Annotated in this window: 26 protein-coding genes; 4 read left to right on the forward strand and 22 right to left on the reverse strand. The window is 62.7% G+C overall.

What is annotated here, in order from left to right; all coding sequences use genetic code 11:
• Positions 1-28 precede the first annotated feature (28 nt).
• The gene (locus tag PV761_RS04930) at positions 29-1,714 is read right to left on the reverse strand and encodes a HAMP domain-containing sensor histidine kinase (RefSeq protein WP_347894835.1); all 1,686 of its coding nucleotides are present in this window, start codon (positions 1,712-1,714) and stop codon (positions 29-31) included.
• A 278-nt stretch (positions 1,715-1,992) separates the two neighbouring features.
• Here PV761_RS04930 and PV761_RS04935 point away from each other — a divergent pair, with 278 nt between their 5' ends.
• Positions 1,993-2,841 carry a response regulator transcription factor gene (locus PV761_RS04935; protein WP_347894837.1) on the forward strand — a complete coding sequence of 283 codons (849 nt, stop codon included), beginning with the start codon at positions 1,993-1,995 and terminating at the stop codon, positions 2,839-2,841.
• Positions 2,842-2,890: 49 nt separating this feature from the next.
• Here PV761_RS04935 and PV761_RS04940 read toward each other — a convergent pair whose 3' ends face one another.
• The 18 genes from PV761_RS04940 to PV761_RS05025 all read right to left on the reverse strand — a co-directional run bounded on the left by PV761_RS04940 (position 2,891) and on the right by PV761_RS05025 (position 19,116).
• Entirely contained in the window at positions 2,891-3,355 is a 465-nt protein-coding gene (locus tag PV761_RS04940; RefSeq protein WP_347894839.1) for an Hpt domain-containing protein, read from the reverse strand.
• 109 nt (positions 3,356-3,464) lie between these two features.
• The gene (locus PV761_RS04945) at positions 3,465-4,349 is read right to left on the reverse strand and encodes a type II secretion system F family protein (protein ID WP_028269556.1); all 885 of its coding nucleotides are present in this window, start codon (positions 4,347-4,349) and stop codon (positions 3,465-3,467) included.
• Between the two features lie 7 nt (positions 4,350-4,356).
• Positions 4,357-5,289: a type II secretion system F family protein gene (locus tag PV761_RS04950; RefSeq protein ID WP_347894841.1), complete on the reverse strand. Its 933-nt coding sequence runs from the start codon at positions 5,287-5,289 to the stop codon at positions 4,357-4,359.
• Positions 5,290-5,296: 7 nt separating this feature from the next.
• On the reverse strand, positions 5,297-6,922 hold the full coding sequence (locus PV761_RS04955; RefSeq protein WP_347894843.1) for a CpaF family protein: 1,626 nt from the start codon (positions 6,920-6,922) through the stop codon (positions 5,297-5,299).
• A complete protein-coding gene (locus tag PV761_RS04960) occupies positions 6,923-8,119 on the reverse strand; it encodes an AAA family ATPase (RefSeq protein ID WP_347894845.1) in 1,197 nt (398 codons plus the stop codon).
• A complete protein-coding gene (locus PV761_RS04965; RefSeq protein WP_347894847.1) occupies positions 8,116-8,889 on the reverse strand; it encodes an RcpC/CpaB family pilus assembly protein in 774 nt (257 codons plus the stop codon). The genes PV761_RS04960 and PV761_RS04965 overlap by 4 nt, the downstream gene beginning before the upstream one ends.
• Positions 8,890-8,927: 38 nt before the next feature.
• Positions 8,928-9,971, reverse strand: a complete 1,044-nt coding sequence (locus PV761_RS04970) for a pilus assembly protein TadG-related protein (protein WP_347894849.1) — start codon at positions 9,969-9,971, stop codon at positions 8,928-8,930.
• The gene (locus PV761_RS04975; protein ID WP_347894851.1) at positions 9,959-10,348 is read right to left on the reverse strand and encodes a TadE/TadG family type IV pilus assembly protein; all 390 of its coding nucleotides are present in this window, start codon (positions 10,346-10,348) and stop codon (positions 9,959-9,961) included. The genes PV761_RS04970 and PV761_RS04975 overlap by 13 nt, the downstream gene beginning before the upstream one ends.
• Before the next feature lie 118 nt (positions 10,349-10,466).
• On the reverse strand, positions 10,467-10,700 hold the full coding sequence (locus PV761_RS04980; protein ID WP_347894853.1) for a Flp family type IVb pilin: 234 nt from the start codon (positions 10,698-10,700) through the stop codon (positions 10,467-10,469).
• A gap of 397 nt (positions 10,701-11,097) precedes the next feature.
• Positions 11,098-11,976, reverse strand: coding sequence for a type II secretion system F family protein (locus PV761_RS04985; RefSeq protein WP_347894855.1), 879 nt, complete (start codon positions 11,974-11,976; stop codon positions 11,098-11,100).
• Positions 11,977-11,986: 10 nt separating this feature from the next.
• Positions 11,987-12,931 carry a type II secretion system F family protein gene (locus PV761_RS04990; protein WP_347894857.1) on the reverse strand — a complete coding sequence of 315 codons (945 nt, stop codon included), beginning with the start codon at positions 12,929-12,931 and terminating at the stop codon, positions 11,987-11,989.
• Between the two features lie 3 nt (positions 12,932-12,934).
• Positions 12,935-14,404: a CpaF family protein gene (locus PV761_RS04995; protein ID WP_347894859.1), complete on the reverse strand. Its 1,470-nt coding sequence runs from the start codon at positions 14,402-14,404 to the stop codon at positions 12,935-12,937.
• Positions 14,401-15,600, reverse strand: a complete 1,200-nt coding sequence (locus PV761_RS05000; RefSeq protein WP_347894861.1) for an AAA family ATPase — start codon at positions 15,598-15,600, stop codon at positions 14,401-14,403. The genes PV761_RS04995 and PV761_RS05000 overlap by 4 nt, the downstream gene beginning before the upstream one ends.
• Entirely contained in the window at positions 15,600-16,373 is a 774-nt protein-coding gene (locus PV761_RS05005) for an RcpC/CpaB family pilus assembly protein (protein ID WP_347894863.1), read from the reverse strand. The genes PV761_RS05000 and PV761_RS05005 overlap by 1 nt, the downstream gene beginning before the upstream one ends.
• A gap of 71 nt (positions 16,374-16,444) precedes the next feature.
• Positions 16,445-17,509 carry a Tad domain-containing protein gene (locus PV761_RS05010; RefSeq protein WP_347894865.1) on the reverse strand — a complete coding sequence of 355 codons (1,065 nt, stop codon included), beginning with the start codon at positions 17,507-17,509 and terminating at the stop codon, positions 16,445-16,447.
• The gene (locus tag PV761_RS05015; protein ID WP_347894867.1) at positions 17,497-17,934 is read right to left on the reverse strand and encodes a TadE/TadG family type IV pilus assembly protein; all 438 of its coding nucleotides are present in this window, start codon (positions 17,932-17,934) and stop codon (positions 17,497-17,499) included. The genes PV761_RS05010 and PV761_RS05015 overlap by 13 nt, the downstream gene beginning before the upstream one ends.
• An 80-nt stretch (positions 17,935-18,014) precedes the next feature.
• A complete protein-coding gene (locus PV761_RS05020) occupies positions 18,015-18,209 on the reverse strand; it encodes a Flp family type IVb pilin (protein WP_347894869.1) in 195 nt (64 codons plus the stop codon).
• 223 nt (positions 18,210-18,432) lie between these two features.
• Complete coding sequence (locus PV761_RS05025) at positions 18,433-19,116, reverse strand: A24 family peptidase (RefSeq protein WP_347894988.1); 684 nt, start codon at positions 19,114-19,116, stop codon at positions 18,433-18,435.
• 334 nt (positions 19,117-19,450) lie between these two features.
• On the opposite strand from PV761_RS05025, the gene rplM reads away from it, so the two are divergent.
• The 3 genes from rplM to glmM all read left to right on the forward strand — a co-directional run bounded on the left by rplM (position 19,451) and on the right by glmM (position 21,963).
• Positions 19,451-19,894: a 50S ribosomal protein L13 gene (gene rplM, locus PV761_RS05030; protein WP_011692756.1), complete on the forward strand. Its 444-nt coding sequence runs from the start codon at positions 19,451-19,453 to the stop codon at positions 19,892-19,894.
• A gap of 37 nt (positions 19,895-19,931) precedes the next feature.
• Positions 19,932-20,441, forward strand: coding sequence for a 30S ribosomal protein S9 (rpsI, locus tag PV761_RS05035; protein WP_051628702.1), 510 nt, complete (start codon positions 19,932-19,934; stop codon positions 20,439-20,441).
• 163 nt (positions 20,442-20,604) lie between these two features.
• A complete protein-coding gene (gene glmM, locus PV761_RS05040) occupies positions 20,605-21,963 on the forward strand; it encodes a phosphoglucosamine mutase (protein WP_347894871.1) in 1,359 nt (452 codons plus the stop codon).
• 447 nt (positions 21,964-22,410) lie between these two features.
• Here the strand turns inward: glmM and mscL are convergent, their stop codons facing one another.
• From mscL to coaA, 3 genes are all read right to left on the reverse strand, one after another.
• Positions 22,411-22,803: a large conductance mechanosensitive channel protein MscL gene (gene mscL / locus PV761_RS05045; RefSeq protein ID WP_028269537.1), complete on the reverse strand. Its 393-nt coding sequence runs from the start codon at positions 22,801-22,803 to the stop codon at positions 22,411-22,413.
• Positions 22,804-22,908: 105 nt separating this feature from the next.
• Entirely contained in the window at positions 22,909-23,787 is an 879-nt protein-coding gene (locus PV761_RS05050; RefSeq protein ID WP_347894873.1) for a D-alanyl-D-alanine carboxypeptidase family protein, read from the reverse strand.
• 47 nt (positions 23,788-23,834) lie between these two features.
• A complete protein-coding gene (gene coaA / locus PV761_RS05055) occupies positions 23,835-24,800 on the reverse strand; it encodes a type I pantothenate kinase (RefSeq protein ID WP_028269534.1) in 966 nt (321 codons plus the stop codon).
• Positions 24,801-24,916 lie beyond the last annotated feature (116 nt).

Raw genomic sequence — 24,916 nt, forward strand, 5'->3', positions numbered from 1 at the left:
ATTTTTTGGTCAGCTAGAGGGCCGGCCGCTAGTAGCCCGGGGGAGGGTCTTCCGCCGGCAGGACCACAGTGAAACTACTTCCCTCGCCTGGCCGGCTGGTGCACGTAATGGAGCCGCGGTGCAGGTCCACGATGGCCTTCGTGATGGAGAGCCCCAGGCCGACGCCGGGGATGCCGGACTGCAGCACATCGCGGCTGCGGAAGAACCTGTTGAACACCTGCGCCGCGTCGGCCGGAGTCATTCCCATCCCGGTGTCGTCCACGCGCAGGTACACCTGCTCGGCTTCCGCCCGGGCCGTGACCCGGACCGTCCCGCCGTCGGGCGAGTATTTGATGGCGTTGGACAGGAGGTTGTCCAGGACCTGGCCGAGCCGGAGCGGGTCCACCTGCGCCCATAAAGGCACCGGCACGTCGGCACGAAGCGACACCTTGGCGGCGGCGGCATGTTCCTGCGCCGAGCCAACGCAGAAATCCACCAGTCCGGACAAGTCCGTCCTCCGCGGATGCACCGGCAGCGACGCCGACGCCGACAGCAGCAGATCCGACACCAGGGTGAGGAGCCGTTCCGTGTTGCGCTGCGCCACCTCCAGCCGTTGAGCGGCCAGGGGCGGGAGTCCGTGCTCGCCGTCGAGCACCAAATCGAGGTTCCCGATGACGGAATTCAGGGGGGTGCGCAGTTCGTGGGTCACGTTGGACAGGAAATCGTCCTTGGCCGCCATCGCCTCCACCAGGCCGGTCACGTCATTGAACACCACCACAGCGCCGTTGAAGTCGCCGTCGTCATTCCTCAGGGACCGGGCCGCCGTGGAAATGGCCCGGCGCTGCGGTCCTTCACCGAACCAGACCAGGTAATCGGCAAAGGACTCGCCCTGGGTGGCCCGGTAAACGGGACGTTTATCCGGGGCCAATGGCGATTTCCCGTCCTGGCTGAGGAGTGTCAGTTGCTCCTCGATTCTCGATGCCGGCATTTGATCCGGAAGACCTCCCGGGGACGCCGCGGCTTCCAGCTGGGATTGCCGGACATTTGTCAGTAGTCGGTCACCCTTGGCATTCACGGCGACAATGCCGACGTCGACCGTTTCCAGGATTGTGTCCAGCAGCTTTTCGCGCTCCTTGCTTTCCTCGAAGAGCGCGCGCATTTCACGGTCCTTCGCCTCCAAATCCCGCTGTTGCAGCTTCAGGTTCACGCTGGCGAAGCGGATCGCGAGGGACACCGTGAGCATCATGAGCGGCAAAAGCAGCGCGGACGCCACGTCCGAGGCTGAAACCGCCGGAAGCCGGGAAAACAACGGGGGCAGGGAAATTAACAGGGGCCCGCAGAAGCTTAGGAAGAGGCTGCTCCGGGCGGGCAGCGACGAGGCGGACACCCAGATCACCGGGAAAATTGCCAGGACGCCGAGGCCCGGAACGCCGGGCGGTACGCCGAGGCGGGTCAGCCAGATGGCGATGAAATCAAACATGGGAATGAATAGCGGAACGTACGGCCCAAGCTTTTCCCAAGGCAGCAGGATGCATGCCAGGAAAAGGAGGGCGTGCATCCCCAAAGCCATCAGGAAGACGCCGTTGCCGAATATGCCGGGCCACGCGAAGAATGCCGTGACAGCCAGTGCCAGGACCACAAATGAAAGCGGTAATTGGCACAGGATCACCTGGGTGCGAGGCCCCAGCGCACGGAAGAAACGGTCGGCGCTGGGAGCCAGCGATGTCTCAGCCACGCAGGTGGGCCCTGGTCCCCGCCCTGAGCACAACGCCGCCGGCCCACTCACCTTGGCCGGGCGAATGCTGGTGGCGAATGGTGGCAATCATGGGGGCCGGGCCTTTCTTGGACGTCATTGTTTACTGTGAAGTCATGCTAATTGACATTCATACATCTGCCACGGAAAAAGAGCCGCCAATAAGCGAGATTTCTTGTAGCGTAGTCCTTTGGGGGGTGTAACAGGCATTTGCGATGGGCAGATGCTTGCATGGGGTCTGGGGATTTATGGGGTTGACCATGAGCGATCTGGGAGTAGCTGTGGTTGTCGAGGACGACAAGGACATACGTAACTTGTTGGAATCGGTCTTCCTTCAAGCGGGGTTTGAGGTGCACACCGCCTCGGACGGCCGCGAAGGCGTGGAATTGGTACGACATCAACAGGCGAATATTGTCACCTTGGATGTGGGGCTGCCGGACATTGACGGCTACGAGGTGCTGCGGCGCATCCGGCAGTTCAGTGATGCCTACGTGGTGATGCTGACAGGCCGGAGCGAAGAACCGGATATGTTGACCGGCCTGCACTCGGGCGCGGACGACTACATCACCAAGCCGTTCCGTCCCCTGGAACTCCGCGCGAGGGTGGCGGCCATGATGCGGCGGCCACGGTACAGCGGCGCGCAACGCCAGGACGGGCTGCGGCAGGACGCACAGCAGCAGCCGGCGCCGGCGAAACCGGCACCGCATGCCCAACCCGGCGCCGCGCACGGAACCGGGGCAGCGCATGGAACCGGGGCAGCGCACGGAACCGGTACCAGGGACGTCCTGGAGCACCGCGACCTCAGGCTCAGCCCCCGCACGCGGTCCGCCGAACTGGCCGGCAAGGAACTGGAGCTGACGCGCAGCGAGTTTGTGTTGCTGGAGGAACTCCTGCGGGCCGGCGGCGGTGTGTGCACGCGGGCTGACCTGGTGAAAGTCGTCCGCGGGGACTACTACCAGGACGACACGTACATCAGCGAGGCTGACGAGCGTGCCGTGGAAGTCCACATCGGCAACCTCCGCAAAAAGCTCCACGAGGATGCCCACACGCCGCAATTGCTGCAGACCGTGCGGGGCGTGGGGTACCGGCTGGGAGCCGGCAAGCTCTAGCGGCTCCGGCAGGCTGCCTGACCGATCGGGCTACCAACGGCCCGGCGGGTTACTCGGCCGAGTAGCCTGCCGGCAGGTAGCTCCGGCGCAGCTGCGCAACGGTTTCGCGGCCGAGTTCTGCGATGAGGGCCAGCATTGACTGGCCCTTGTCCCAGCACCCTGACCGGATGATGGCCTCGACGTCTTCCGCAAGGCGGGCCAGGCGGAGGCCTCCCACCATTGCCGAGCCGATCTTCAGGCTGATCGCGGCATCGAGTGCGGTGGTGCGGTCCTGGCCGGAAATTGCGTTCCTCAGGTTCACGTAGCGCTGATCCCAGATTTCGATGTAATCCAGGGCGAACTTCCTGGCGACGGCCGGCTGGGCCAGCTGGCTTTCAAGGTCCTGCAGCACCAGGAGGTCCACGAGCGGGATTTCCTCAAAAGCCAGGCTGGCGTCAGTGCCCGGGGCAGCCGAGGGAAGGGTGCAGATGTGGTCCGCACCTTCGTCTTCGGTACAGCTGCCTGAAATGGACATATGACAACGCTACTTCCTGAATCTGTCAATTCGCTCGACCTAGGTAGATATTGTGCAAACCTTGAGTCTCTTGGGGTAACAAGCGGTGACCGGCGCCACTTTGGGCACTCTATTGACTGCTGAATGTGACAACGGTGTTGATGACGGCGGGGCCCAGAATGGCGATGAACAGGACCGGGAAGATGAAGAACAGCAGCGGGAACAGGATCATCACGGGCAGCTTCATGGCTTTTTCCTCCGCGCGTTGCCGTCGCTTCACCCTCATGACCTTCGCCTGGATCCGCAGGACCCGGCTGATGGCGATGCCGTAGGTGTCGGCCTGGACGATCGCCTGGACGAAGCTGCGCAGCTCCGGGATGTTGGTCCGCTCGGCCAGCGCGATGTAGGACTCCCGCCGGCTTCGTCCCACCTGCATGTCCTGCAGCGTGCGGATGATTTCCTCGGCCAGCGGTCCCTTGCCGTTTTCGCCTGCCCGGGCCATGGCACCCTCGAAGCCGAGGCCGGCTTCCACGGAGATCAGCATCTGGTCCAGGGTGTTGGCGAGTTCCAGTTGCATGGCCTTCTGGCGCTCCATGCCTTTGCTGTACAGGAGCAGGTCCGGGATGAAGTAACCCAGGAAGAGCAGGAACAGGCCGGCGAGTTTGATCATCGGTTTGGGGCTGCTCATGCTGATGAGGATGAAAAGGGAGGCCCCCACCAGTCCGAGGACGGGCTTCGCCGCGAGGATGCGGCCCAGGGGCCAGGCAACGGGCCGGCCGGCCAGGGAGAGCAGCCGGTCGAGTTTGCGGACATAGGCGGCGGGTGTCAGGCCGTAGCCGATCCTGTCGAGCAAATTGCCCCGGGTCTTTTCGGGGACGTCGGCAGCCCTCCTGCCGCGGTTGAGGATGGCCACTGTTGCCGTCCGGGACTTGCGGTCCACGGACAGGACAGACCATGCCAGATAGCCGACGGGGAGGCAGACCAGGAGGAGCGAGGCGAGCACCACGGGATTCATGGACACCTCAAAATTTCAGATCGATGATTTTGCGCATCCACAGGCTGCCGATGGTCATGAGCACCACGGATCCGGCGATCATGGCCCAGCCCAGGGGGTGCGTGAACATGGCGTCCATGTAGCCGGGGTTCACCGCCATCAGCATCAGCACGATGCCGATGGGCATGGCAATCAGGATGTAGGCGGAGAACTTGCCCTCCGCCGCGAGTGCCTTGATATGGCCCTTGATCTCGGACCTTTCCCGGATCGTTTCATTGACCTGGTCGAGGACCTCCGCCAGGTTGCCGCCCACCTCGCGGTTGATCTGGATGGCCTGCGCGATCCAGACGAAGTCCTCGTTCTTCATGCGTTCCGAGGTGTCCGTCAGGGAGGCCAGCAGGTCCCGGCCCAGGCTGGTTTCGGTGATGACCCGGCGCATTTCTTCCGAGGTGGGGCTTTGGGACTCGGCAGCGGCGGCATCGATGGCGCGGAGGATGCTGTGGCCGGCCCGCAGCCCGCCGGCGAGGAGCTGGAGGGTGTCGCCGAGCTGCTGGTCGAACTTGGCACGCCGCTTGCCGGCCAGGAAGCCGAGCACCAGGTGCCCCACGAAGGGGGCGAGGATTACGAGCAGGACGGACACGGCGGGCACGCCGATGACCAGGCCCACCAGGGCGCCCACGATGGCCCCGGCGATCACCAGGACAATGAACTCGGCCTGGGTGAGCCGGACACCGGCCGTTTCCAGTGCCTCCCGGTTGTAGAGGCGGACATTCCGGGCGGCCAGGAACCGGTCCAGGGCGCCGACGGTGAGGTTGGCCAGGCGTGTCAGCCGCGAGGGCGGGTCAAAGGCGAACGGCCGGCGACGGCTGAGTGCGATCTCCGGAGCCCCGGGGATCAGTATCGCCACGCCGAGCAGCAGCGGTGCAAGGAAGAGGAGCGCGGCTCCGATGGTCATGAGCATGGCGCCCCTATGCCATTCCGTGGCCGGAGGGGGCCGCATGGCCGCCGTGCCGGCCAGGACCGGACGGCCCGCCCTGCCCGGAAGGCCCGCTGGTTCCGGGACCCGCGGGGGTGGCGAAGACAGCGGGGGAGACGTGGATTCCGAGGTCCTCGAAGCGGTCGATGAAGCGCGGGCGGATCCCGGTGGCAACCGGCCGTCCGAGGAAGCGGCCCTGGGCGTCGACGCCGGCCGAGTAGTCGAAAACGAAGGCGTCCTGCAGCGTGACGATGTCACCTTCCATGCCCTGCACCTCGGTCACGTGGGTGATGCGGCGGCTGCCGTCCCGCAGGCGTGAAATCTGGACGATCAGGTTCACCGCCGAGGCTATCTGTTCCCGGATGGCCCGCAGCGGCAGGTCCATCCCGGCCATGAGCACCAGGGTTTCCAGGCGCGCCACGGCATCACGCGGGGAATTGGAGTGCACCGTGGACAGGGAACCGTCGTGGCCGGTATTCATGGCCTGGAGCATGTCCAGCGACTCGCCGCCGCGGACCTCACCCACCACGATGCGGTCGGGGCGCATACGCAGCGAGTTCCGCAGCAGTTCGCGGATGGTCACTTCGCCCTTGCCTTCGGTATTGGGCGGGCGGCTTTCCAGCCGGACCACATGTTCCTGCTGGATCTGTAGTTCCACGGCGTCCTCGATGGTGACGATCCGTTCGTCCGAGGGCAGGAACGAGGAGAGCACGTTCAAGAGGGTGGTCTTCCCCGTGCCCGTGCCGCCCGAGACGATGATGTTGAGCTTGGCCTTGACGCAGGCGTTGAGGAGCTCCGCCATCTCAGGAGTCAGAGTGCCGTAGTCGATCAGGTTCCGGACGGTGAGCGGAACCTTGCTGAATTTTCGGATGGTCAGCGACGATCCGCCCACGGCCAGCGGCGGGATCACCGCGTTGACGCGGGAGCCGTCTTCCAGCCGGGCATCCACCAGGGGCGAGGATTCGTCAATGCGGCGGCCTACCTTGGACACGATGCGCTCGATGACCTTCCGCAGGTGTTCTTCCGAGCTGAAGCGGGAATCGGCCAGCGTGAGGTGGCCCTTGCGTTCGACGTAGATCTGGTCCATCCGGTTGACCATGATTTCGGTGACGGCGGGGTCGTCCAGCAGCCGCTGCAGGGGACCGTAGCCCAGCACGTCGTCGGCGACGTCCTGGACCAGGCGCGTGCGTTCCTCCGAGGAGAGCGGCACCTGTTCGGCGTCGATGATGCGGGTGAGCTCCTCACGGGCGGACGTCCGGAGCTCCAGCTCGGTGATGGCCGAATCGTTGAAGCGGGCACCCATGCGCTCGAACAGCGCCGTGGCCGCCCGCTCCTTCAGCGCGGCAAACGCGTCCACCGGCTGCTGGGCTTTCGGTTTCGCCTCTTCCGCATGGTCAGGCGCCGCGGAAGGTACGACGACGGCGGCAGCCGGTGCCGCCGTCGTCGTCCGTTTGTCCGTCCTCACCGGAGCCCACGGTTCCGGCTGCGGGGCCGGCAATTCCGGGCGTTCCCGTTCCAGCGTTGCGGTGGCGGTGCGCGAGGTCTGCAGCGGCGCGGCAATTTGGGTGCGTGACTGCGACTTCGCTTGCACCGCGCTGATGCGTTCTGAAAGTTTCATCTAGACCACGACCCTTCGGTGCAGTTTGCGTTGGGATTTGGCCCGCCAGGCGGGGTTGAAACGGTCGACGAGCTGGTTCAGGCTCTTGGTTGCCGGGTCCTTGGCTGATTCCTGGAGGACGGGGATGCCGCGGTTGGTGGACAGGGCGACGGCGCGGGACCGCGGAATGCTCACGTCCACGGGCGCGCCGATGGTCGATTCGAGGTCCTGGACGGTCAGGCCCAGCTTGGAATCGGCCATGTTCAGCACCACGTGCCTGGTCTCGGGGAGGATTTCCAGCTGGCGCAGCACTTCCAAGCCGGAGCGCAGGCCGCGGACGCTGGGGATGTCCATCCCGCTGACCCACACCACATCGGTGCACTGCTCCATGGCTGCCAGGCCGATTTCGGGAAGCCCCGGTGCGGTGTCCACCACAACGTACTGGAACTGCTCCGACAGCTGTTCCAGCAGCCGGCTGACCTGGTCCGGGGTGATCTCGTCCGCATCAACGGGAGTGGGGGGAGCGCACACGGCGTAAATGCCGCCGGGGTGGACCGTCAGGAAGGCCTTGAGGACCAGGGAGTCCTGGCTCGCAGCGGGGGACACTGCGTCCGTGACGGTGTGCTGCGGGTCGAGGTAGAGCCCGGAGGCGACGTCGCCGAACTGCAGGTCCAGGTCCACGATCACCACACTCATCGGGGCGATCTTGCCCAGGCCGATGGCGAGGTTGGTGGCGATGGTGGTTTTGCCGACACCGCCCTTGGGGGAGAAGACGCCGATAACGAGGCCTTTGTTGGATTCCGTCATTGGCGGGGCGGCCTGAACACGGTATCTGCTGGCGAACGATTGGTTGGCGCGTTCCAGGAGCACCCGGATCTGGGCGGGATCGGAGCCGGGGGAGAGGATGTCCCTGATGCCGGCGCGCATTGCCTGCAGGATGAAGTCCGGGTCCGGTTCGGCGGCGAGGATGACGCTCAGTTCCGGGAACCGGACGTTCATCACCGTGGCAAACCGGAGGGCTTCATCGACGGGGACGTCGGGACCCAGGATGAGCACCTCGGTCAGTTCCTGGTTGAGGGCTGCGAACAGGTCGTTGGGATCGGCGGGGAGCACGCTTGTGAAGAAGGTCTGCACGCCGCCTTGGAGACCGCCGGCAACGGCCTGGCGGAGGCGGCCGTCGAAGTCGACGTCCGGTGTGATGAGGGTGAAGCGGCTCATTTGTAGACGTCCGGCCGGATCATGATGCGCGGCCCGTTGTCCTCGGCGTCGAGGGGTTCGCGGGTGAGCCAGATGGCATCTCCGAACTCGGACGCGAATACGATCTTGCCGGCGTTGATGTCGTTGACTGCAACGGTGATCATCAGGGAGCCGGTGGGGAGGTTCACGTCCCGGGGATTAGGGTCCGTTCCGGCGCTCGCCGACGGCGCCGGGTTGGCGGCGGCTCCCTCGGGGGCGCGCTGGACGGCGGTGACCAGGACCTTGTGGATGGAGAGCTGGGTGGTCTCTTTGTCCGCCTTCGCCTCGATGCCGCCTGTTTTCATAGAGATGAAGACGCCCACGTGGTCGCCCGGTTGAAGGCGCCCGCCCACCATGCGCTGCGGCTCCAGCTGGAACGAGACTTCCTGGAGGCCTGCCGGGACCTTCACTGAACCTGAGGTCTGGAGGTCTTCAGGTTCCACCATTTTTTCCTTCAGCAACTGTTCGCCCGGGACGAGATTCGAGGCGGCCACCTTGCCGGCGGACTCGTCGAGGGAGTCCAGCGCGGATTTTGCGACGGCGGTGCCGGGCACCTGCTCCAGGGCCACCGATGCCTTCACTGTGTCCACGGTGGCGCCGGCCGGGATCGCTTTGGTGACCACCAGAACTCCCACCGGATCCAGGTCCTTGACTGCCCGCTGGTCAGCGCCCTGGGCGTAAGTGACGACAAGCACCGCCCCGACGATGGCCAACAGGACTGCCACCACTCCTGCCAACAAACGTGACTTCACTGACTGCTCCTGTGGTTAAACATGCGGGGTGGACGAAACTATTTGCTGAGGGCAACGACAGTCGCGCCGTCGGGGTTGACGGGGCCGAGCGTGTAGCCGTTGGCCAGGGAAACATACTTGACGAAGGTTCCGATGATTCCGCGGCATGGTTCCCTGCATTCGAGTGCGGCCGGAACGTCAGGGGCCCGGTTGCGAAAGGTGTACGGAAGGCCCGAGCTGCCAACTTTCCATCCGGCAACTTTGAACGCGGCAAAAGTGGTCAGTCCGTAGACAGCGTTGGTACCGGTTCCGGTGACGGAATTGAAGATCGGCAGCAACACGAAGACGTCTTTGTTTGCGTTCATGTCCGCCGCCCAGCCGTTCAACGTGGCCTCGCAATTTGGCGGCGCATTGTTGCCGGTATCTCCCCCGGCTGTGCTCTTGGCGATGTCGATGAAGGCGCCGCACTGGCCGGTATCTTGTTTGAGGCCACCGAAACCACCCTCAACGAATGCGCCCGATGGACCGTAGTTGCAGTCCACGTTCGCGTTTTTTCCGTGCAGTTGGAGCAACTGCATGATGTCCGTACTGTTGCGAACCTGGCAGACCGACACGGTGATGGGAAAAGGTGTGGTCCCTTTCTGGGGGCTGCCCCACACAACTGTTGACGGGGCATTCACTTCGGCGGAGTTCATGCCAAGAACACGGGCAAAGAAGAGTGATACTTCGTTGGGAGTCCTACCCTTCTCCTGTGCGCCGGCCGTGACCGTGACGGTGCGAGCGGCTTTATCCAGCACGGTGGATTTGACGTTGCTGAGGCCGTCGTTGGCGTTGCCGTTTGTGAGGGTCGCTGCCAAAGTCGAGCTGGTGGAACAGTCGGGATCGGCGGCGTTCTTGGCGCACTTCTGGGCTATGGCGAGGGCTGCCGCGTCGGCGCCGTTGCGGAGCTGGGTCCGTTCTGCGTACAGCATGCCGACGTCCACGGCTATCGCCCCGAAGCCCAGGAGAACCACCAGCAAGATGGCCACCAGGACGCTCACGGCGCCGCGTTCGCCGTCGTGCTTGCAGTGTTGGTGCCGTGCCCGATGTGTCAGCCGCCGCACAGCATGGACCCCTTCCCGGTCATGGGAAACGGGCCGGCGATGCCGGTCATGGTGGAGAGGTTGTAGCTGATGGTCACGGTGATGCGGTTACCCGGTGCGCAGCTGGCGGTGCCCGTGTCGAGATTCTTGAAAACGATGTTCGTGTCCTTCAGACCGGGCTGCAGTGAGAGAGCTGTACTCTTTGCCGCGGTGTTGGCTGCGGAAATGCTGTTGGAAATGGCCATCACGCGCACGCCTTCGCGGGCTGCGGCGGAGAGTGAGGCCTGGGCGTTGTAGGCCCGACCGAATTCGACGATGCCCAAGAGCAACATGATGAGGACGGGCGCCAGGATCGCAAACTCGACCGCAACAGCTCCGCGCTCGGATGCCCTGGACATGGTGGTGCCTTTCCTCTGGCTGATGGTGTGGTGAAGACAGCCGAAGTGGCGGCGGCTTGGATGCCGCCGCCACTTCGTGGTGGACGTGCCGGGGCGCGTCGGGAGGTTGGGGAGTGGGTTACGGGGCGGCGCAAGCGCCGGCTGCTCCGTCTACGCCCGGAACGAAGGCGCCCTGGCCGGACACCTGGCACTGGATGTTGCTGAACGTGTCACTCAGAGTTGTACCGAGGAGGGTGACGGCGACGATGATGACGACGGCGATAAGGGCAACCATGATGCCGTATTCGACTGCGGTGGCGCCGGCTTCTTCACGGCGGATGCGGGATGCGAGGTTGGTGTAGAGAGAAAGCATGGGGACTCCTGAGCGAGTTTGGGTGGCTGGTCCTGCACCAGCTCTGCCAAAAAAGTAGCAACCATGTTCGCCCCATCGAGCTGATCTTTGGGCATCCTGCGCCAAGCCTGCTCGACTTGCGCTTTGCTTGCGAGAAACCTGCGTCTTTGCAGCGGCCCCGATGCGAAATCGCGCGCACGCCGAAGAACTCCCTCAGCTCGTTGGGCTGAGGGAGTTCGTCTGGTCTGTGAGTGTTTGTGTCGGTTTCCCCACGAAGGCCCTGAACGAGCACTCACACGCGCTCAGGGCCTTCGCCCGGTGCGAGATCCTGCTCCTCGCTGCCGGGTGGCAACGGACTCCTCGGTTCTGGGTGCCAAGGAGTCCGGGTCTTTGTCCGGACAATCCGGCAGGCGTTGGTCTAGGTCAAGGCTTCGACGATGCTGATGGCTGCTGGTCCGAGGAGGACGATAAAGAGCACGGGAAAGATGCACAGCAACAGCGGGAAGAGGACCTTTACGGGCAGCTTCATGGCCTTCTCTTCGGCCCGTTGCCGGCGCTTGACCCTGGCCTGTTTCGCCTGTGCACGTAGCACCTTAGCGATGCCGATGCCGTACTTATCGGCCTGGACCACTGCCCGAACGAAGCTCCGGAGATCCTGGACGGAAGAACGGGCTGCCAGGGCTGCGTAGGCTTCCTGACGGGGGCGTCCCACCTGGATGTCCTGAAGCGTCCGCATAAGCTCCTGGGCCAACGGCCCGCCGCCATATTCTCCCGCCCTGGCCATGGCGGATTCGAAGCCAAGTCCTGCTTCAACCGAAATCAACATCTGGTCGAGAGTGTTCGGAAGCTCGAGTTCAATGGCCTCTTGACGCTTGATGCCCTTGTTATAGACCAAGAGGTCAGGGACAAAGTAGAACAGCACCATGACGAACAGGGCCAAGCCGAAGATCGGCGGTGTCGGAGATTTGCTGATCAGAAGTAAACCGAAAAGCGCGCCACCAAGGGCAAGAATCGGTTTGGAGATGATGAGCTTCTCCAGCGGCATGGATTCCGGGCGTCCAGCTAAGGCAAGCCAACGGTCAAGTTTCGCTTCATAGCTGCCTGGTGTGAGGCGCTTGGAAATCCCCAGGAAGATCGGTGTCCTTTGGATCGCCGAATTGGAGCTTTGGGTAAAGCCGTGTCCAAGATTCGTTTGAACGGCAAGTGCGCCACGCCGGTCCAGCGTGACGAGAACCCAGGTGAAGTAGGCCAAGGGCAGCACGACTGCTGCAATGATTAGCCAAGCTATCGGAGTCATGGCATTCTCCCTAGAACTTAATCTTGACGGTGCGGCTCATCCAGAAGCCGCCAATGACGAACATCACGATGCTGACAATGAGCATGATGATGCCAACGGGATGGGTGAAAAACACGTTCATGTAACTGGGGTTCATGACGGTGATTAGCACTGCGACACCGACCGGCAAGCCCATCAGGATCAATGCAGACATTTTGCCTTCCGCACTAAGCGCGCGAACTTGGCCCTTGATCTCGCTGCGCTCACGTATCGTGCCGGCCACCTCCTCGAGGACCTCGGCAAGATCGCCGCCAACTTCCCGGTTGATCTGGATCGCTTGGCCAATCCAGCGAAAGTCCTCGCTGTCCATGCGCTCCGCCACTTCGTCCAAAGCCTGCCGGGAGTCTTTGCCGACCCGCGTTTCGGTGACCACTCGTGAGAGCTCTTCCGATGTCGGAGCGTCGGCCTCCTGGGCGGCTGCCTCGATCGACCTCATGACGCTGTGACCTACCCGAAGGCCGCCGATCAGCATCTGGATGGTGTCCGTTAGCTGGGCTTCGAACCGACCCCGGCGCTTGTCCCTCAGCACGGACAAAACAAGCCGTGCTAGGAATGGTGTAGCGATAGCGAACAGGATTCCAAGGAGTATGTTCGTTAGCAATGAGACGACGGTGCCGGCCAGGAAAGCAGCCACCAGGACCATCACAGTGAAATCCGCAGGCGCCATTTTCACACCGGCGTTGTACAGCACAGCCCGGTTGTAAGGCCCCCCCGATTCGCCGATAACGCCACCCATGGCGGTTACGGCGGTGTTCGAGACCCGGCTGATAGCTGACTGGCCCTCATAGGCGGCATCGGGACGCCTTCGGTTGGCCGGAATCGAACCGTAACGTGGCTTCAGAACAACCAGGAACAAGACGAGCAACGCCCCGAAGCAAAGAGCGAGGGCCGCGATGAAGAGTGCTGGCGAGTCCATGGCTTACCTCCTTCCCGCTGCTACCGGTGTTGCACCGAAGATGGCCGGCGACACGGAGATACCGAGGTCGGCAAAGCGGTCGAGGAATCGTGGCCGTATTCCTGTGGAGACGGGTCGTCCGAGGAAGCGGCCTTGTGCGTCCATGCCCGCGGTATAGTCGAAAAGGAACGCATCCTGGAGGGTCACAATGTCCCCCTCCATACCTTGGACTTCTGTCACGTGGGTGACTCGGCGGCTTCCATCGCGGAGCCTTGTGACTTGGACAATCAGGTCCACAGCGGATGAGACCTGTTCCCGGATGGCCCGGAGCGGAAGATCCATGCCGGCCATCAGGACGAGGGTCTCCAAACGGGCTACGGCGTCACGCGGCGAATTAGCGTGCACGGTAGACAGCGAGCCATCGTGGCCGGTGTTCATGGCCTGGAGCATGTCCAAGGACTCACCCCCGCGCACTTCGCCGACGATGATCCGGTCCGGACGCATGCGGAGGGAATTGCGAACCAGTTCGCGGATGCTCACTGCACCTTTGCCCTCGATGTTCGGTGGCCGGCTTTCCAGCCTGACCACATGGTCCTGCTGAAGCTGGAGTTCAACTGCGTCCTCGATCGTCACAATGCGGTCATCCTCCGGGATGAACGAAGAGAGAACATTGAGCAGGGTCGTTTTGCCCGTACCGGTTCCGCCGGAGACAATGATGTTTAGGCGTGCCCGGACGCAGGCGCTGAGCAGCTCCGCCATTTCGGGAGTCACCGAGCCCCACTCAATCAGGTTCTGGACCGTCAAAGGCACGTGACTGAATTTTCGGATGGTCAGCGAGGGCCCGTTCACCGCCAGCGGCGGAATGATTGCGTTCACGCGGGAGCCGTCTTCCAGGCGGGCGTCGACCAGAGGCGAAGATTCATCGATGCGCCTGCCCACCCGTGACACAATCCGTTCGATGACCTTCCGTAAGTGGTCATCGGAACTGAACTGATAGCCCGTCAGAGTCAGATGTCCGTGCCTTTCGATGTAGATCTGGTCAAAACGGTTGACCATTATTTCAGTGACAGACGGATCTTCCAGGAGCCGTTGGAGCGGGCCATATCCCATAACCTCGTCGGCAATCTCACGGATAAGCCGACGCCGCTCCTCCGGGGACAGCGGGACCTGCTCCTGATCGATCACTGCGGAGAGTTCCTCGACGGCTGCAGAACGAAGGTCTTCTTCAGTTGACGATGCGTCGGCGGAGCGATTGCCCATGCGTTCAAACAGGGCGAGCGCGGCCCGTTGCTTCAAACCCGCTAGCGCATCGACTGCTTGGACAACCGGGGCGCCGCCGAGATTCAAAGCCGAGGCAAGCGGCCGGCTGGCCGGAGCAGACGACTGCTGTTCGGCTGATGCTGGTGCTGCGCCGGTCGTGTCCCGCGCGACCGTGGTGGATTCGTTGGGGGTCACGTCAGCCTGTGACCTGGTCAGGCGATCTGAGAGTTTCATGACACTACCACCCTTCGGTGCAGTTTGTTGTGGGTGGAGGACACCCATTGAGGATCGAAGCGGTCAACCAGCTTCTTGAGGCCTTTCGATGCCGCGTCCCTTGTGGAGCTCTGCAGCACGGGAATTCCACGGTTAGTGGTGAATGGAAGGGTACGTGACCGTGGAATCACGGTGTCGATGGGGACTCCGATGGTCGCTTCGACATCCTGAACCGAGAGGCCGCTTTTACGGTCGGCGAAGTTGAGAACGGTGTGCCGTCCCTGCGGAAGTAGCTGCAGATCTTTCAGCACGCTGAAGCACTTGCGCAGGCCCCGGACGCTGGGAACGTCCATCCCGCAAACCCAGACACCGTCTGTTGCCAGCTCCAGCGTCGCCAGCACGTGCTCACCGAGCCCGGGCGCGGTGTCGACGACTACATACTTGAATTCGCTTGCCAACTGGTTGATCAGCCGGCTGACGTGGTCTGCAGTGATGTAGTCGGATTCCGCGGGTGTCCGGGGCGCACACAGGGCGTAGATACCGGCAGGATGCACTGTGAGAAACGCTTTGAGGACCATGGAGTCCTGGGACGCAGCACCGTGAACAGCTTCTGTGATGGAGTGTTCCGGTTCAAGTAGCAAACCTGACGCGACATCGCCAAACTGCAAATCGAGGTCGACGATCACTACATCCATGGGTGCTACTTTGCCTAGACCGATAGCCAGGTTGGTGGCTACCGTTGTCTTGCCCACGCCGCCTTTAGGTGACATGACTGCTATCACCCGTCCGCGCTGCTGGCCCGATTCCGCAGCCGGCGCCATACCTCTACGGCGGCTGGCAGAGGCGAGGCAAGCCCGTTCCAACAGCACCCGGAGATCGTTGACCACGATTTCCGGGGTGACGACGTCCCGGATGCCGGAATGCATGGCGCGAAGCACCAGGTCCGGAGTGGGTTCGGCGACCAAGAGCAGGCTGACCTCCGGGTATTGCAGATCAAAGACTGTCGCCAGCTTCAGTGCATCATCCGGTGCCACGCCGGGGCCGAGGATAAGAACCTCGGGCGGGGCACCGTTTAGCTGCTGGAACACGTCGTCAGGGCCGCCAGACAGAACATCGGGCGAAAGCGTTTGAAGTTCCCCGTGCAGGGCTCCTGCGATGGCCTGCCGGATGCGCCCTTCGAAGTCCCGGACCGCAGTGATGGCCACGAACCGGCTCATTAGTACAGCCCTCCGAATGTGGTCACCGGCGGATCGCTCTTGGTGGAGGTGTCGGTCTGTTTGGCGAGCCAGATGGTACCGAACTCAGCTCCGTAGACCAGCTTGGCAGCATCGGCATCGCTCCTGGCCACGGTGATAAAGGCAGACCCGTTGGGCATTTCAATGCCCTTATCCGACTCCGTAGCACCGGAGTTCTTTTCCGTCGCTGGCGCAGCCTTTTGGACAGCGGTCACCAGGACATCTTGGAAGAGCAATCCGGTGGACTGTTTCCACCCTTTGACCTCGGCCGGAACATTTGCGCCGGCCGGCATCTCTTCCTCCGACTTGAAGGAGGTGTAGACGGTCACCTTGTCGCCAGCTTCGAGCCGGCCGCCAAGGATCCGTTCGGGAGCGAGAAGGAAGGTAACTTCTTCGAGGCCGTCGGGGACGGGGACGGTGCCGGGAAGGAGATCACGGGGGTCCACGAGCCGGGCCGTGAGAAGCTGCTCGCCAGGCTCCAGGCCTACGGAGGTGATCTTTCCCTTGTAATCGCTCAGGCTTTCGATGGCGCCGTCCGGCACGGCGGCCTGCGGTATTGCTTCGAGCTGGACTTTGCTGTTGAGGTCTTCAGCTTTGGTACCGGCGGGAATTGATTCTTTGACAACCAGGACATTTACGGGCTCGAGACCTTGCGCTGCCCTGTTGTCGGCTCCCTGAACGTATACAACCAGTAGTACAGTTCCGGTGATTGCCAACAATAGTGCTGCGATGCCTCCCAGTAGGCGTGATTTCACTTGACTTGCTCCTTATCGATTTCTTAGTGCGAATATTTAGTGCGACGGTTTCGCATGTAGGTGCTGAGCGGCTATTTCGAAAGCCAGACTGACGAGGCTCCGTAGTTGGGGGTTCCACCGCCGCCCGACACGCCTTCGTCAAGAGAAACAAAGCGGGTGAAGTAGCCCTGGATACCGCGGCAGTTGCCGCCGTTACAGGCAGGCGCCAACGGGTCGAGATTCGTGAGGGTGGGTCCGCCGCCAAACTTGAAACCGGTGACCTGAAAAGCCAGGAACCCTACCAACGAATACTTAGTCTTTTGCCCGTTTTTTACAGCCGTGCTGAAGATGGGGATAAGCACAGGGTCTTTCATGATGGTTGACGGCAAATCGTGGCAGACGTTCGGCAAGTCATTTCCGGGATTGCTACCGACCTCGCTGTTGGCAATGTCGATGTCGGCCGTGCAGCCGCTGTCCGTGTCCAACCATCCGAACCCTCCCGGTGCATAACCGTTCTGCGCGGCGCAGCCAGGGAAGGTTGGTACGTTCTGGTCGTACCTTAGGAGGATCCTCGTGGGAATTGGATCGCCGGTAAAATTGCCGGTTGTGTTGAGTTCATGGAGTTGGCTAGCTGTGAGGAATTTTTCAAAGACGCACTTGCTGACAGTCCACGGCAGTGTGGTCGCTGCGCCGGGAGCTCCCCAAGTGGCTTCTGCCACGGCCCGGATATCCGTAGTTTCAAAGCCCATAATCCTTGCGAAGAAGAGCGAGAAGCTGTTCGCCCCGGAGCCGGCATCACGGGTGTTGGTTTCAACGCGAACCGTCGTGGCACTCGGGAAGGTGATGGAGGAGACGCCACTCGAGCTGTCATTGCTGTTGGCATTGGCCAGGAGGGCCCCCGTTGCGTTGACATCCCCGCACGAGCCGTTGGCGCAATCGCCCGCAATGGCAAGCGCAGACGAGTCTGCGCCGTTTTGGAGCTGCGCCTTCTCCGCATACATTGCCCCGACATCGACGGCAATAGCCGCGAAGCCCATGAGGACGACGAGCAACAGCGCCACAAAGACGGTTACTGCTCCACGCTCGTCAGGGCCACTTGTGCGAGTGCCGTCAATGTGCCGGCCCTTGCCACTGCGAAGTGCTGTCAGCCGCCGCATCTCATCACCCCTACTCCGGTCATATTCAGCGGGAAGATGACGGACCCTCCGAAGAAGCCAGCATCAAGAAAGCCGGACAATGAAGGCAGTGTCAGGCTCGTTGTGACTGTGACGTCGGACCCCGATGAGCAGCTGGCGGCATCGCTTGCGACCGTCATGCCCAGGCCTGCCAATGAGGGCGCGGCGGCGGCTGCAGTCCCGGCGACATCGAGTGTGCCGTCGTCGTAGTGGATGGCCGCATGGCGTGCGCCTTCGCGCGCTGCCTGGGTCAGGGAAACCTGGACGTTCAGGGCTCGCCCGAATTCCATAATCCCGATTACCAGCAACAACAGCAAGGGAAGGACGATTGCCATTTCCACTGCCACTGCGCCGCGTTCTTTCTTTTTTGATTTCACGACGGTCTCCCCAGACACTTCGTTTTTCATTGGAGGATTGCCCGAAAATGCAACTGTTCCGGTGGCGGCGACTGCCGCCACCGGAACAGAGGCAATACAGGGGCTGTGAATTACAGGTTGCCGGCGATGTTCCTGAAGAGACCGTCGATAGCCGGGCCGAGGACGAGGAGGGAGCCGATGACGACGACGGCGATGAGAGCGACCATCAGGCCATACTCAACCATCGTGGCGCCCTTCTCTTCCCGGGTGAGGCGGGTCTTGACGCCGGCGATGAAAGCAACCATGGAGACCAGTGCAGAGTTCATTTTCGTGTTCCTTTGTGAGTGCTGAAATTGGCTTCGAATTTCCCGCTCCCCCCAAAAGGTGTTGCTGGAACTTCGATACACAAAGGAATACAGGAGTTACAAATAGCCCCACAATGAGTGGCTGTACTTGTCTTTTAGACACCCGAATCAGCCGTCTACTTGGTGTTACATCGCTTTATCCCCGGTACCCAAGTACGCAACTACTTGGTGTACTCGGAAACGGCTATCGAGGGAACACGGCGGGCAGCAATACCCGCCCGATTTCTGTGCCCCACAGCACGGCCAGGAGGCAGCCGGCGAACATGGACGGACCGAACGGCACAGCGGTCTTTCGCCCCGCCAATCCGCCTGTAACAAGGAGCACACTGGTCACGGCGCCCACAATAAAACCAAGGGCTATACCCAGTAGCAGGTGGCCTATTGAGAGGTAGCCCAAGTACAAACCAAGTGGTGCTGAGAGCTTTACGTCGCCCATGCCCATTCCGCGCGGGGAAATGAGGGCCAAAATCAGGTAAATCACGAAACTTACTGCGCATCCGACGGCTGCTACCAGCAGATTTCCCCATCGCTGGTTCATGCCGGCGTCCAAAAGCAGCAGCGCAAGTCCTATTCCGAGCGTGGGAACAACGATCCTGTTGGGCAATAACTTGTGCTGAAGGTCGATCCGGGAGAGCACAAGGCCAGCTGTGCAGAGGAAGAGGAAGGACGGTAGCGCCCAGGACCAGCCGAATCGCCAGGCCATCGCTCCAAACAGCACCCCGGTACCAATTGCGCCGGCCACAGCGTGCCAGCGAACGTGTCCTAGCTCGATATCGGGCAGTAACCGGCGCGTGACGAGAAGGACAGCGGGTGCCACGGCGAGGCCCAGGAGGGCGCAGGCGATTACCAACAGGGCGGCCGGGGGCATTTCGGTCAACGGGGCACCTAAGCTCGTAGTTAATCGTGGTCCACGGCACCGGCCCCGAGCGTCAGGACCGGCGCAGGCTGGCTAGCTAGAGCCTATTTTGACCAGTGGCCTCTATACCCGCTATTCTTGATAGTCGTTGTGCGTGTCCTTTCTCGATGATGCGTGCCCGCTGAGAATCCGGTTGCAGGATAACTACTCCTCGGGCACATTCGAGACTTCTGGACCACTGGATTCTTGGAGCCCTCACCTCTGTTCCGGTAGCGCATAGATAGTAGGTGCACACGCTTACGTGACACCTAAACAAGAACGCCAGAACAAGAACGAGGCAAACACCGTGCGTACGTACACCCCGAAGCCCGGCGATATCAACCGCCAGTGGCACGTCATTGACGCCACCGACGTTGTCCTTGGTCGTCTCGCCAGCCAGACCGCAATCCTGCTGCGCGGCAAGCACAAGGCCACCTTTGCTCCCCACATGGACATGGGCGACTTCGTCATCATCATCAACGCCGAGAAGGTTGCCCTCACCGGCGCCAAGCTCGAGCAGAAGCGCGCCTACCGCCACTCCGGTTACCCGGGTGGTCTGACCTCCGTCAACTACGCGGAACTGCTTGAATCCAACCCGGTTCGCGCCGTGGAGAAGGCCATCAAGGGCATGCTCCCGAAGAACTCCCTCGCTGCACAGCAGCTGGGCAAGCTGAAGGTTTACCGTGGTGCAGAGCACCCGCACGCCGCCCAGCAGCCCAAGACTTTCGAAATTTCCCAGGTCGCCCAGTAGTCCTGGCCACCAACAACTTATCTATACAAGGAGAATCGTGGCTCAGAACGAAGAACTGACCACCGAGGCCGTTCCGGCTGAGGAAAACCTGACCAGCTACACCTCGGAAAGCGGTCCTGCAGAAGCAGAAGCGCCGAAGAAGGAACGCCCGGCACTGACCGTTGCCGGCGCAGCTGTTGGCCGCCGCAAGGAAGCCGTCGCCCGCGTCCGCATCGTCCCCGGCTCCGGCAAGTGGACCATCAACGGCCGCGAGCTGGCGAACTACTTCCCGAACAAGCTGCACCAGCAGGACGTCAACGAGCCCTTCAAGATCCTCGATCTTGACGGCGCCTACGACGTCATCGCCCGCATCCACGGTGGCGGCATCTCCGGCCAGGCCGGTGCACTGCGCCTCGGCATCGCCCGTTCACTGAACGAGATCGATGCCGAGAACAACCGCGCCACCCTGAAGAAGGCCGGTTACCTGCGTCGTGACGCCCGCGTCATCGAGCGCAAGAAGGCTGGTCTCAAGAAGGCCCGTAAGGCTCAGCAGTACTCCAAGCGCTAATCACGCTTCCCGGAAGCCCGTCCCGCCACTCGGCGGGGCGGGCTTCCGCTGTTTAACGCCGTTGCGGCTCGGTGCCGGGACGGTTTGTTCCACGGCGAGGCAGCCCTCGCCGTGGAACAAGTCAAAGACAGCCCCGCCCGGTCCATCGTCTAAACTTGACCCGATGTCTAGATTATTTGGAACAGATGGTGTCCGGGGCCTGGCTAACGGCCTGCTCACAGCAGAGCTGGCGATGCAGCTGGCGCAAGCGGCCGCCGTCGTACTCGGCCACGAACGCACCACTAACGGCACCCGTCCGCGCGCCGTGGTGGCGCGCGATCCGCGTGCCAGCGGCGAGTTCATCTCGGCAGCGGTCGCGGCGGGACTCTCCAGTTCCGGCATCGATGTCTACGACGCCGGCGTCCTCCCCACACCTGCCGCCGCCTACCTGGTGGCCGACCTCAACGCCGACTTCGGCGTCATGATCTCCGCCTCCCACAACCCGGCGCCGGACAACGGCATCAAATTCTTCGCGCGGGGCGGCCAGAAGCTGCCTGACGAGGTGGAAGATGCCATCGAGGCGCAGATGGGCAAAGACCCTGTCCGGCCCACAGGCAGCGACGTAGGCCGTATCCAGACGTTCTCCGACGCCGAGGACCGCTACATCGTCCACCTCCTCGGAACCCTGCCGCACCGCCTCGACGGGCTGAAAGTGGTACTCGACTGCGCCCACGGCGCAGCCAGCGGCTGTTCACCGCAGCTCTTCAACGACGCCGGCGCCGAGATCGTGGTCATTGGCGCCGAGCCCGACGGCCTGAACATCAACGACGGCGTGGGCTCAACCCACCTCGGCGCCCTCCAGCGCGCAGTGGTGGAACACGGTGCCGACCTCGGCATCGCCCACGACGGTGACGCCGACCGGTGCCTTGCCATCGACCATGAAGGCAACGAGGTGGACGGTGACCAGATCATGGCCATCCTCGCCCTAGCGCTGAAGGAATCCGGCAAGCTCAAGGACAACGTCCTGGTGGCCACCGTCATGAGCAACCTCGGCTTGAAGATCGCCCTCCGCAACGCGGGCATCACCATCCGCGAAACTGCGGTGGGGGACCGCTACGTTCTCGAGGAAATGCGCGACGGCGGCTACAACCTTGGCGGCGAGCAGTCCGGTCACGTGATCTTCGCCGATCACGCCACTACGGGCGACGGCCTCCTGACCGGCCTGCAGCTGGCCGCCCAGGTGGCTCTCACGGGCAAGCCCTTGAAGGAACTCGCCACGGTGATGACCAAACTTCCGCAGCTGATGATCAACGTCAAAAACGTGGACAAGGCCAGGGCCGGGACCGACGAAGGGGTCCTGGCTGCTGTGGCCGAAGCTTCCGCGGAACTCGGCGAGACCGGCCGTGTGCTCCTCCGGCCGTCCGGAACCGAGGCCCTGGTGCGAGTGATGGTGGAGGCAGCCGACATGCCCACCGCCGAACGCATCTGCAAGCACCTCGCCGCCGTGGTGGAGGAACGACTGGCTGTAGCGCCCGCAGCCTAAGCCGCCGGAACCTCGTGTGTCGCAGAATGGCGCACTCACGAGGTCCGTAGCTGCCATTTCTTGGCTTTGCCGGCGGCTCTTTTGGATGTCAGGTGCCATCCTTTGCACGCAGGGCAAGGATAAACGCTGGCGGGTAGCTTGCAGCCGGAAGCGGAGCGCTTGCTGAGGATTGTCTGGAGTGCCCGATTGGCCTGCCAAACGGTGGGATGAGTGATCTTGCTACAGGTTGCCATTCGCGAACCCCTAAAAGGAAGAGTGCTCGCGTGGCTCATATCCACACTTGGACGCCGGCCTAATACCGGACGCCCCAGGATCCACAAGAAGTGGTTGTACAGTGCACACGTTAGCGCAGCCGCTAACTGCTGCGCAATGGTCAAATTTCCGATCCAGCAAACAAAAAAGTGGTCCGCCTCTCCGGAGGCGGACCACTTTTGTATGGCCAGAATGCTAGGCCCGGGGCCTGGCCTGGAGTGAATCGCGGATTTCCGTGAGGAGTGCGATCTGGGGGTCTTCGGCGGCCTCTTCCTTAACTTCGGTATCAATACCGAGCCGGCGGTTGCGGCGTTCGATCATGTGGTTCATCGGCATGATGACCACGAAGTAGATGGCTGCGGCCACCAGCAGGAACGAAATGATGGAGGAGATGACGGATCCGTACATGAACCCCTCCCACTGCATTTCCTCAATGCCCTTGGCATTGAACAGACGGCCGATCAGTGGAGTCAGCAAGCCTTCAACGATTGAGGTCACGACGGCGCCGAAGGCGGCACCCATGACCACTGCGACGGCAAGGTCTACGACGTTGCCCTTCATAATAAAATTCTTGAATCCGGTCAACATGTTGCCCACGCTAGCGCACCAATGTGACCTACAACATGACGAGTCTGTAAACTCTCCACGGCGTGTTGGCAACTAAGCCCGCTTAGTTGTCGCGTATTTCCGGCCCTACAAGTACCCCGGCGCCGCTTCCAGTCCGAAGTATTCCTCCATTGTGGTTATGCCGTGATTAGCCATGTCCGTCGCAGCTTCCACGCCGATGTACCGCAGGTGCCAGGACTCGTAGTAGTAGCCCGTGATCTGGTGGAACATCCACGGGTACCGCACCACGAAGCCGAAGCGGTGGGCGTTGGCTTTGGCCCACACCGCGGCCGGTTGCTCGGCGAAACACGGCTGGAACCCGCACGCCCCGCCGCCGTCGCCAATGTCGAAGGCCCAACCGGTCTGGTGCTCCGAGAACCCGGGCCTGGCCGAAGCTGTGTCCGCCTCGGCCTGACCCCTGGACGCCACATAGCTGTTATACGTTGCCACCTGCGTGCCGTAGGACCGGTAGCCGCTGGCCAGGGTCATGGTGACGCCGTCTCCCGCCGCCGCGGCGAACATCTGCTCCGCGGCAGCCGCCGTGGTGCTGTTCAGCTGCGCCGACTCGCCCGAAACAGCCAGAGCGATGTTCGGCTGGACGAGGTCCGCCGGGACGTAGTCGGCGGGGGAGAGCGGCCGGTGCTTGTTGACCACCAGCCACGGGCTGGCGGGATCCGTCAACGAATGCTGCTGGGCCAGTCCGGCCGCGGGCGAAGTAGGCGTCGGCGCGGCAGTGGGTTCCGGCGCGGCCACCGTTCCGGGTTCGGTGGCGGCAGCGCTCGTCTCCGGGCCGGCGGACGACGGCAGTGCCGCCTGCGAAGCGGAGGCGGAAGTTACGGACGGGGAGGCCGACGACGGCGGCCGGGTTCCGCCGTCGGGCGTGCAGGCTGCCAATGCAGTCAGTCCCGCGCCGGCGGCCAGGAGCCTTGCGATGGCCCGCCGGGTCGGTGCTGTGGGAGCAGGCACGGATTCAGCAGCCCCAGGAACCGCAGAACAGTTGTGGCACACCTGTGCTAGACCTTCCGCAGGAGCATGCGGCGGATGGAGTGATCCGCTTCCTTGGTGAGCACCAGCTGCGCCCTGCCCCGCGTGGGGAGGACGTTTTCCTCGAGGTTGGGCTCGTTGATGCGTTTCCAGATGTCGCGGGCGGTGCTTTCTGCTTCCTCGTCGGACAGCGTCGCATAGCGGTGGAAGTAGGATTCCGGCTGGGCGAAGGCGGTGGTGCGCAGCTTGCGGAACCGGTCCACGTACCATTCCTCGATATAGGAGGTCTTCGCGTCCACGTAGATGGAGAAGTCGAAGAAGTCGCTCAGCGCCAGCCCCTGCTTGCCGTCGTGGCGGGGACGGGCGGGGGCCAGAACGTTAAGGCCCTCGACGATGAGCACGTCCGGGCGGCGGACCACCACTTCCTTGCCGGGCACGATGTCGTACGTGACGTGGGAGTACCAGGGAGCCCGGACCTCTTCCGCGCCGCCCTTGATCTCGCTTACAAAGCGGAGGAGTGCGCGGCGGTCGTACGACTCCGGAAAACCCTTCCGCTCCAGGAGGTGCCGGCGCTTGAGCTCGGCCAGGGGATACAGGAAACCGTCGGTGGTAATGAGCTCCACGTTTGGCGTCCCGGGCCAGCGGCGGAGCATCTCGCGGAGCACGCGGGCGATGGTGGACTTGCCCACGGCCACGGAACCGGCCACGCCGATCACAAAGGGCGTGCGCTGTGTCTGTTCGCCAAGGAAGGTGGTGGTGGCGGCGTGCAGCTGGCCCGCGGCCTCCACGTAGAGATGAAGCAGCCGGGACAGCGGCAAATAGACTTCGCGGACTTCCTTCATGTCCAGCGGATCACCGAGCCCTCTGAGACGGACCACGTCCTCTTCGTTCAGAGGCTGTTCCATCTGGGCTGCGAGCCGGGACCAGGTCTGCCTGTCCAGCTCCACGAACGGGGAGACGCCCTCTCCATTCGCTTCATTGCGTTGCAAAGTCACCTTAGAGATTCTGCCCTCCGCGACGCTGAGAGCGAAATGGAGCGCGTCGCATCCGCTGTAACGGGGCACGGGAGCCGCGTTGCGGGGGCCAAGCCAGACGTCACCGGACCTCTTCG

It is taken from the genome of Arthrobacter sp. CC3, from assembly GCF_039907775.1.
Lineage (GTDB): Bacteria > Actinomycetota > Actinomycetes > Actinomycetales > Micrococcaceae > Arthrobacter.

Excerpts from the sequence above, each read along its gene's own strand:
- PV761_RS05020 (WP_347894869.1), bottom strand. The coding sequence starts at position 18,209 with ATGAACTCTGCACTGGTCTCCATGGTTGCTTTCATCGCCGGCGTCAAG.
- PV761_RS04975 (WP_347894851.1), bottom strand. The coding sequence starts at position 10,348 with ATGTCCAGGGCATCCGAGCGCGGAGCTGTTGCGGTCGAGTTTGCGATC.
- PV761_RS04985 (WP_347894855.1), bottom strand. The coding sequence starts at position 11,976 with ATGACTCCGATAGCTTGGCTAATCATTGCAGCAGTCGTGCTGCCCTTG.
- glmM (WP_347894871.1), top strand. The coding sequence starts at position 20,605 with ATGTCTAGATTATTTGGAACAGATGGTGTCCGGGGCCTGGCTAACGGC.
- PV761_RS04950 (WP_347894841.1), bottom strand. The coding sequence starts at position 5,289 with ATGCTCATGACCATCGGAGCCGCGCTCCTCTTCCTTGCACCGCTGCTG.
- PV761_RS05010 (WP_347894865.1), bottom strand. The coding sequence starts at position 17,509 with ATGCGGCGGCTGACAGCACTTCGCAGTGGCAAGGGCCGGCACATTGAC.
- PV761_RS04940 (WP_347894839.1), bottom strand. The coding sequence starts at position 3,355 with ATGTCCATTTCAGGCAGCTGTACCGAAGACGAAGGTGCGGACCACATC.
- PV761_RS04935 (WP_347894837.1), top strand. The coding sequence starts at position 1,993 with ATGAGCGATCTGGGAGTAGCTGTGGTTGTCGAGGACGACAAGGACATA.
- PV761_RS05000 (WP_347894861.1), bottom strand. The coding sequence starts at position 15,600 with ATGAGCCGGTTCGTGGCCATCACTGCGGTCCGGGACTTCGAAGGGCGC.
- PV761_RS04980 (WP_347894853.1), bottom strand. The coding sequence starts at position 10,700 with ATGCTTTCTCTCTACACCAACCTCGCATCCCGCATCCGCCGTGAAGAA.
- PV761_RS05025 (WP_347894988.1), bottom strand. The coding sequence starts at position 19,116 with ATGCCCCCGGCCGCCCTGTTGGTAATCGCCTGCGCCCTCCTGGGCCTC.
- mscL (WP_028269537.1), bottom strand. The coding sequence starts at position 22,803 with ATGTTGACCGGATTCAAGAATTTTATTATGAAGGGCAACGTCGTAGAC.
- PV761_RS04955 (WP_347894843.1), bottom strand. The coding sequence starts at position 6,922 with ATGAAACTTTCAGAACGCATCAGCGCGGTGCAAGCGAAGTCGCAGTCA.
- PV761_RS04995 (WP_347894859.1), bottom strand. The coding sequence starts at position 14,404 with ATGAAACTCTCAGATCGCCTGACCAGGTCACAGGCTGACGTGACCCCC.
- PV761_RS05015 (WP_347894867.1), bottom strand. The coding sequence starts at position 17,934 with ATGAAAAACGAAGTGTCTGGGGAGACCGTCGTGAAATCAAAAAAGAAA.
- PV761_RS04990 (WP_347894857.1), bottom strand. The coding sequence starts at position 12,931 with ATGGACTCGCCAGCACTCTTCATCGCGGCCCTCGCTCTTTGCTTCGGG.
- PV761_RS04945 (WP_028269556.1), bottom strand. The coding sequence starts at position 4,349 with ATGAATCCCGTGGTGCTCGCCTCGCTCCTCCTGGTCTGCCTCCCCGTC.
- PV761_RS04960 (WP_347894845.1), bottom strand. The coding sequence starts at position 8,119 with ATGAGCCGCTTCACCCTCATCACACCGGACGTCGACTTCGACGGCCGC.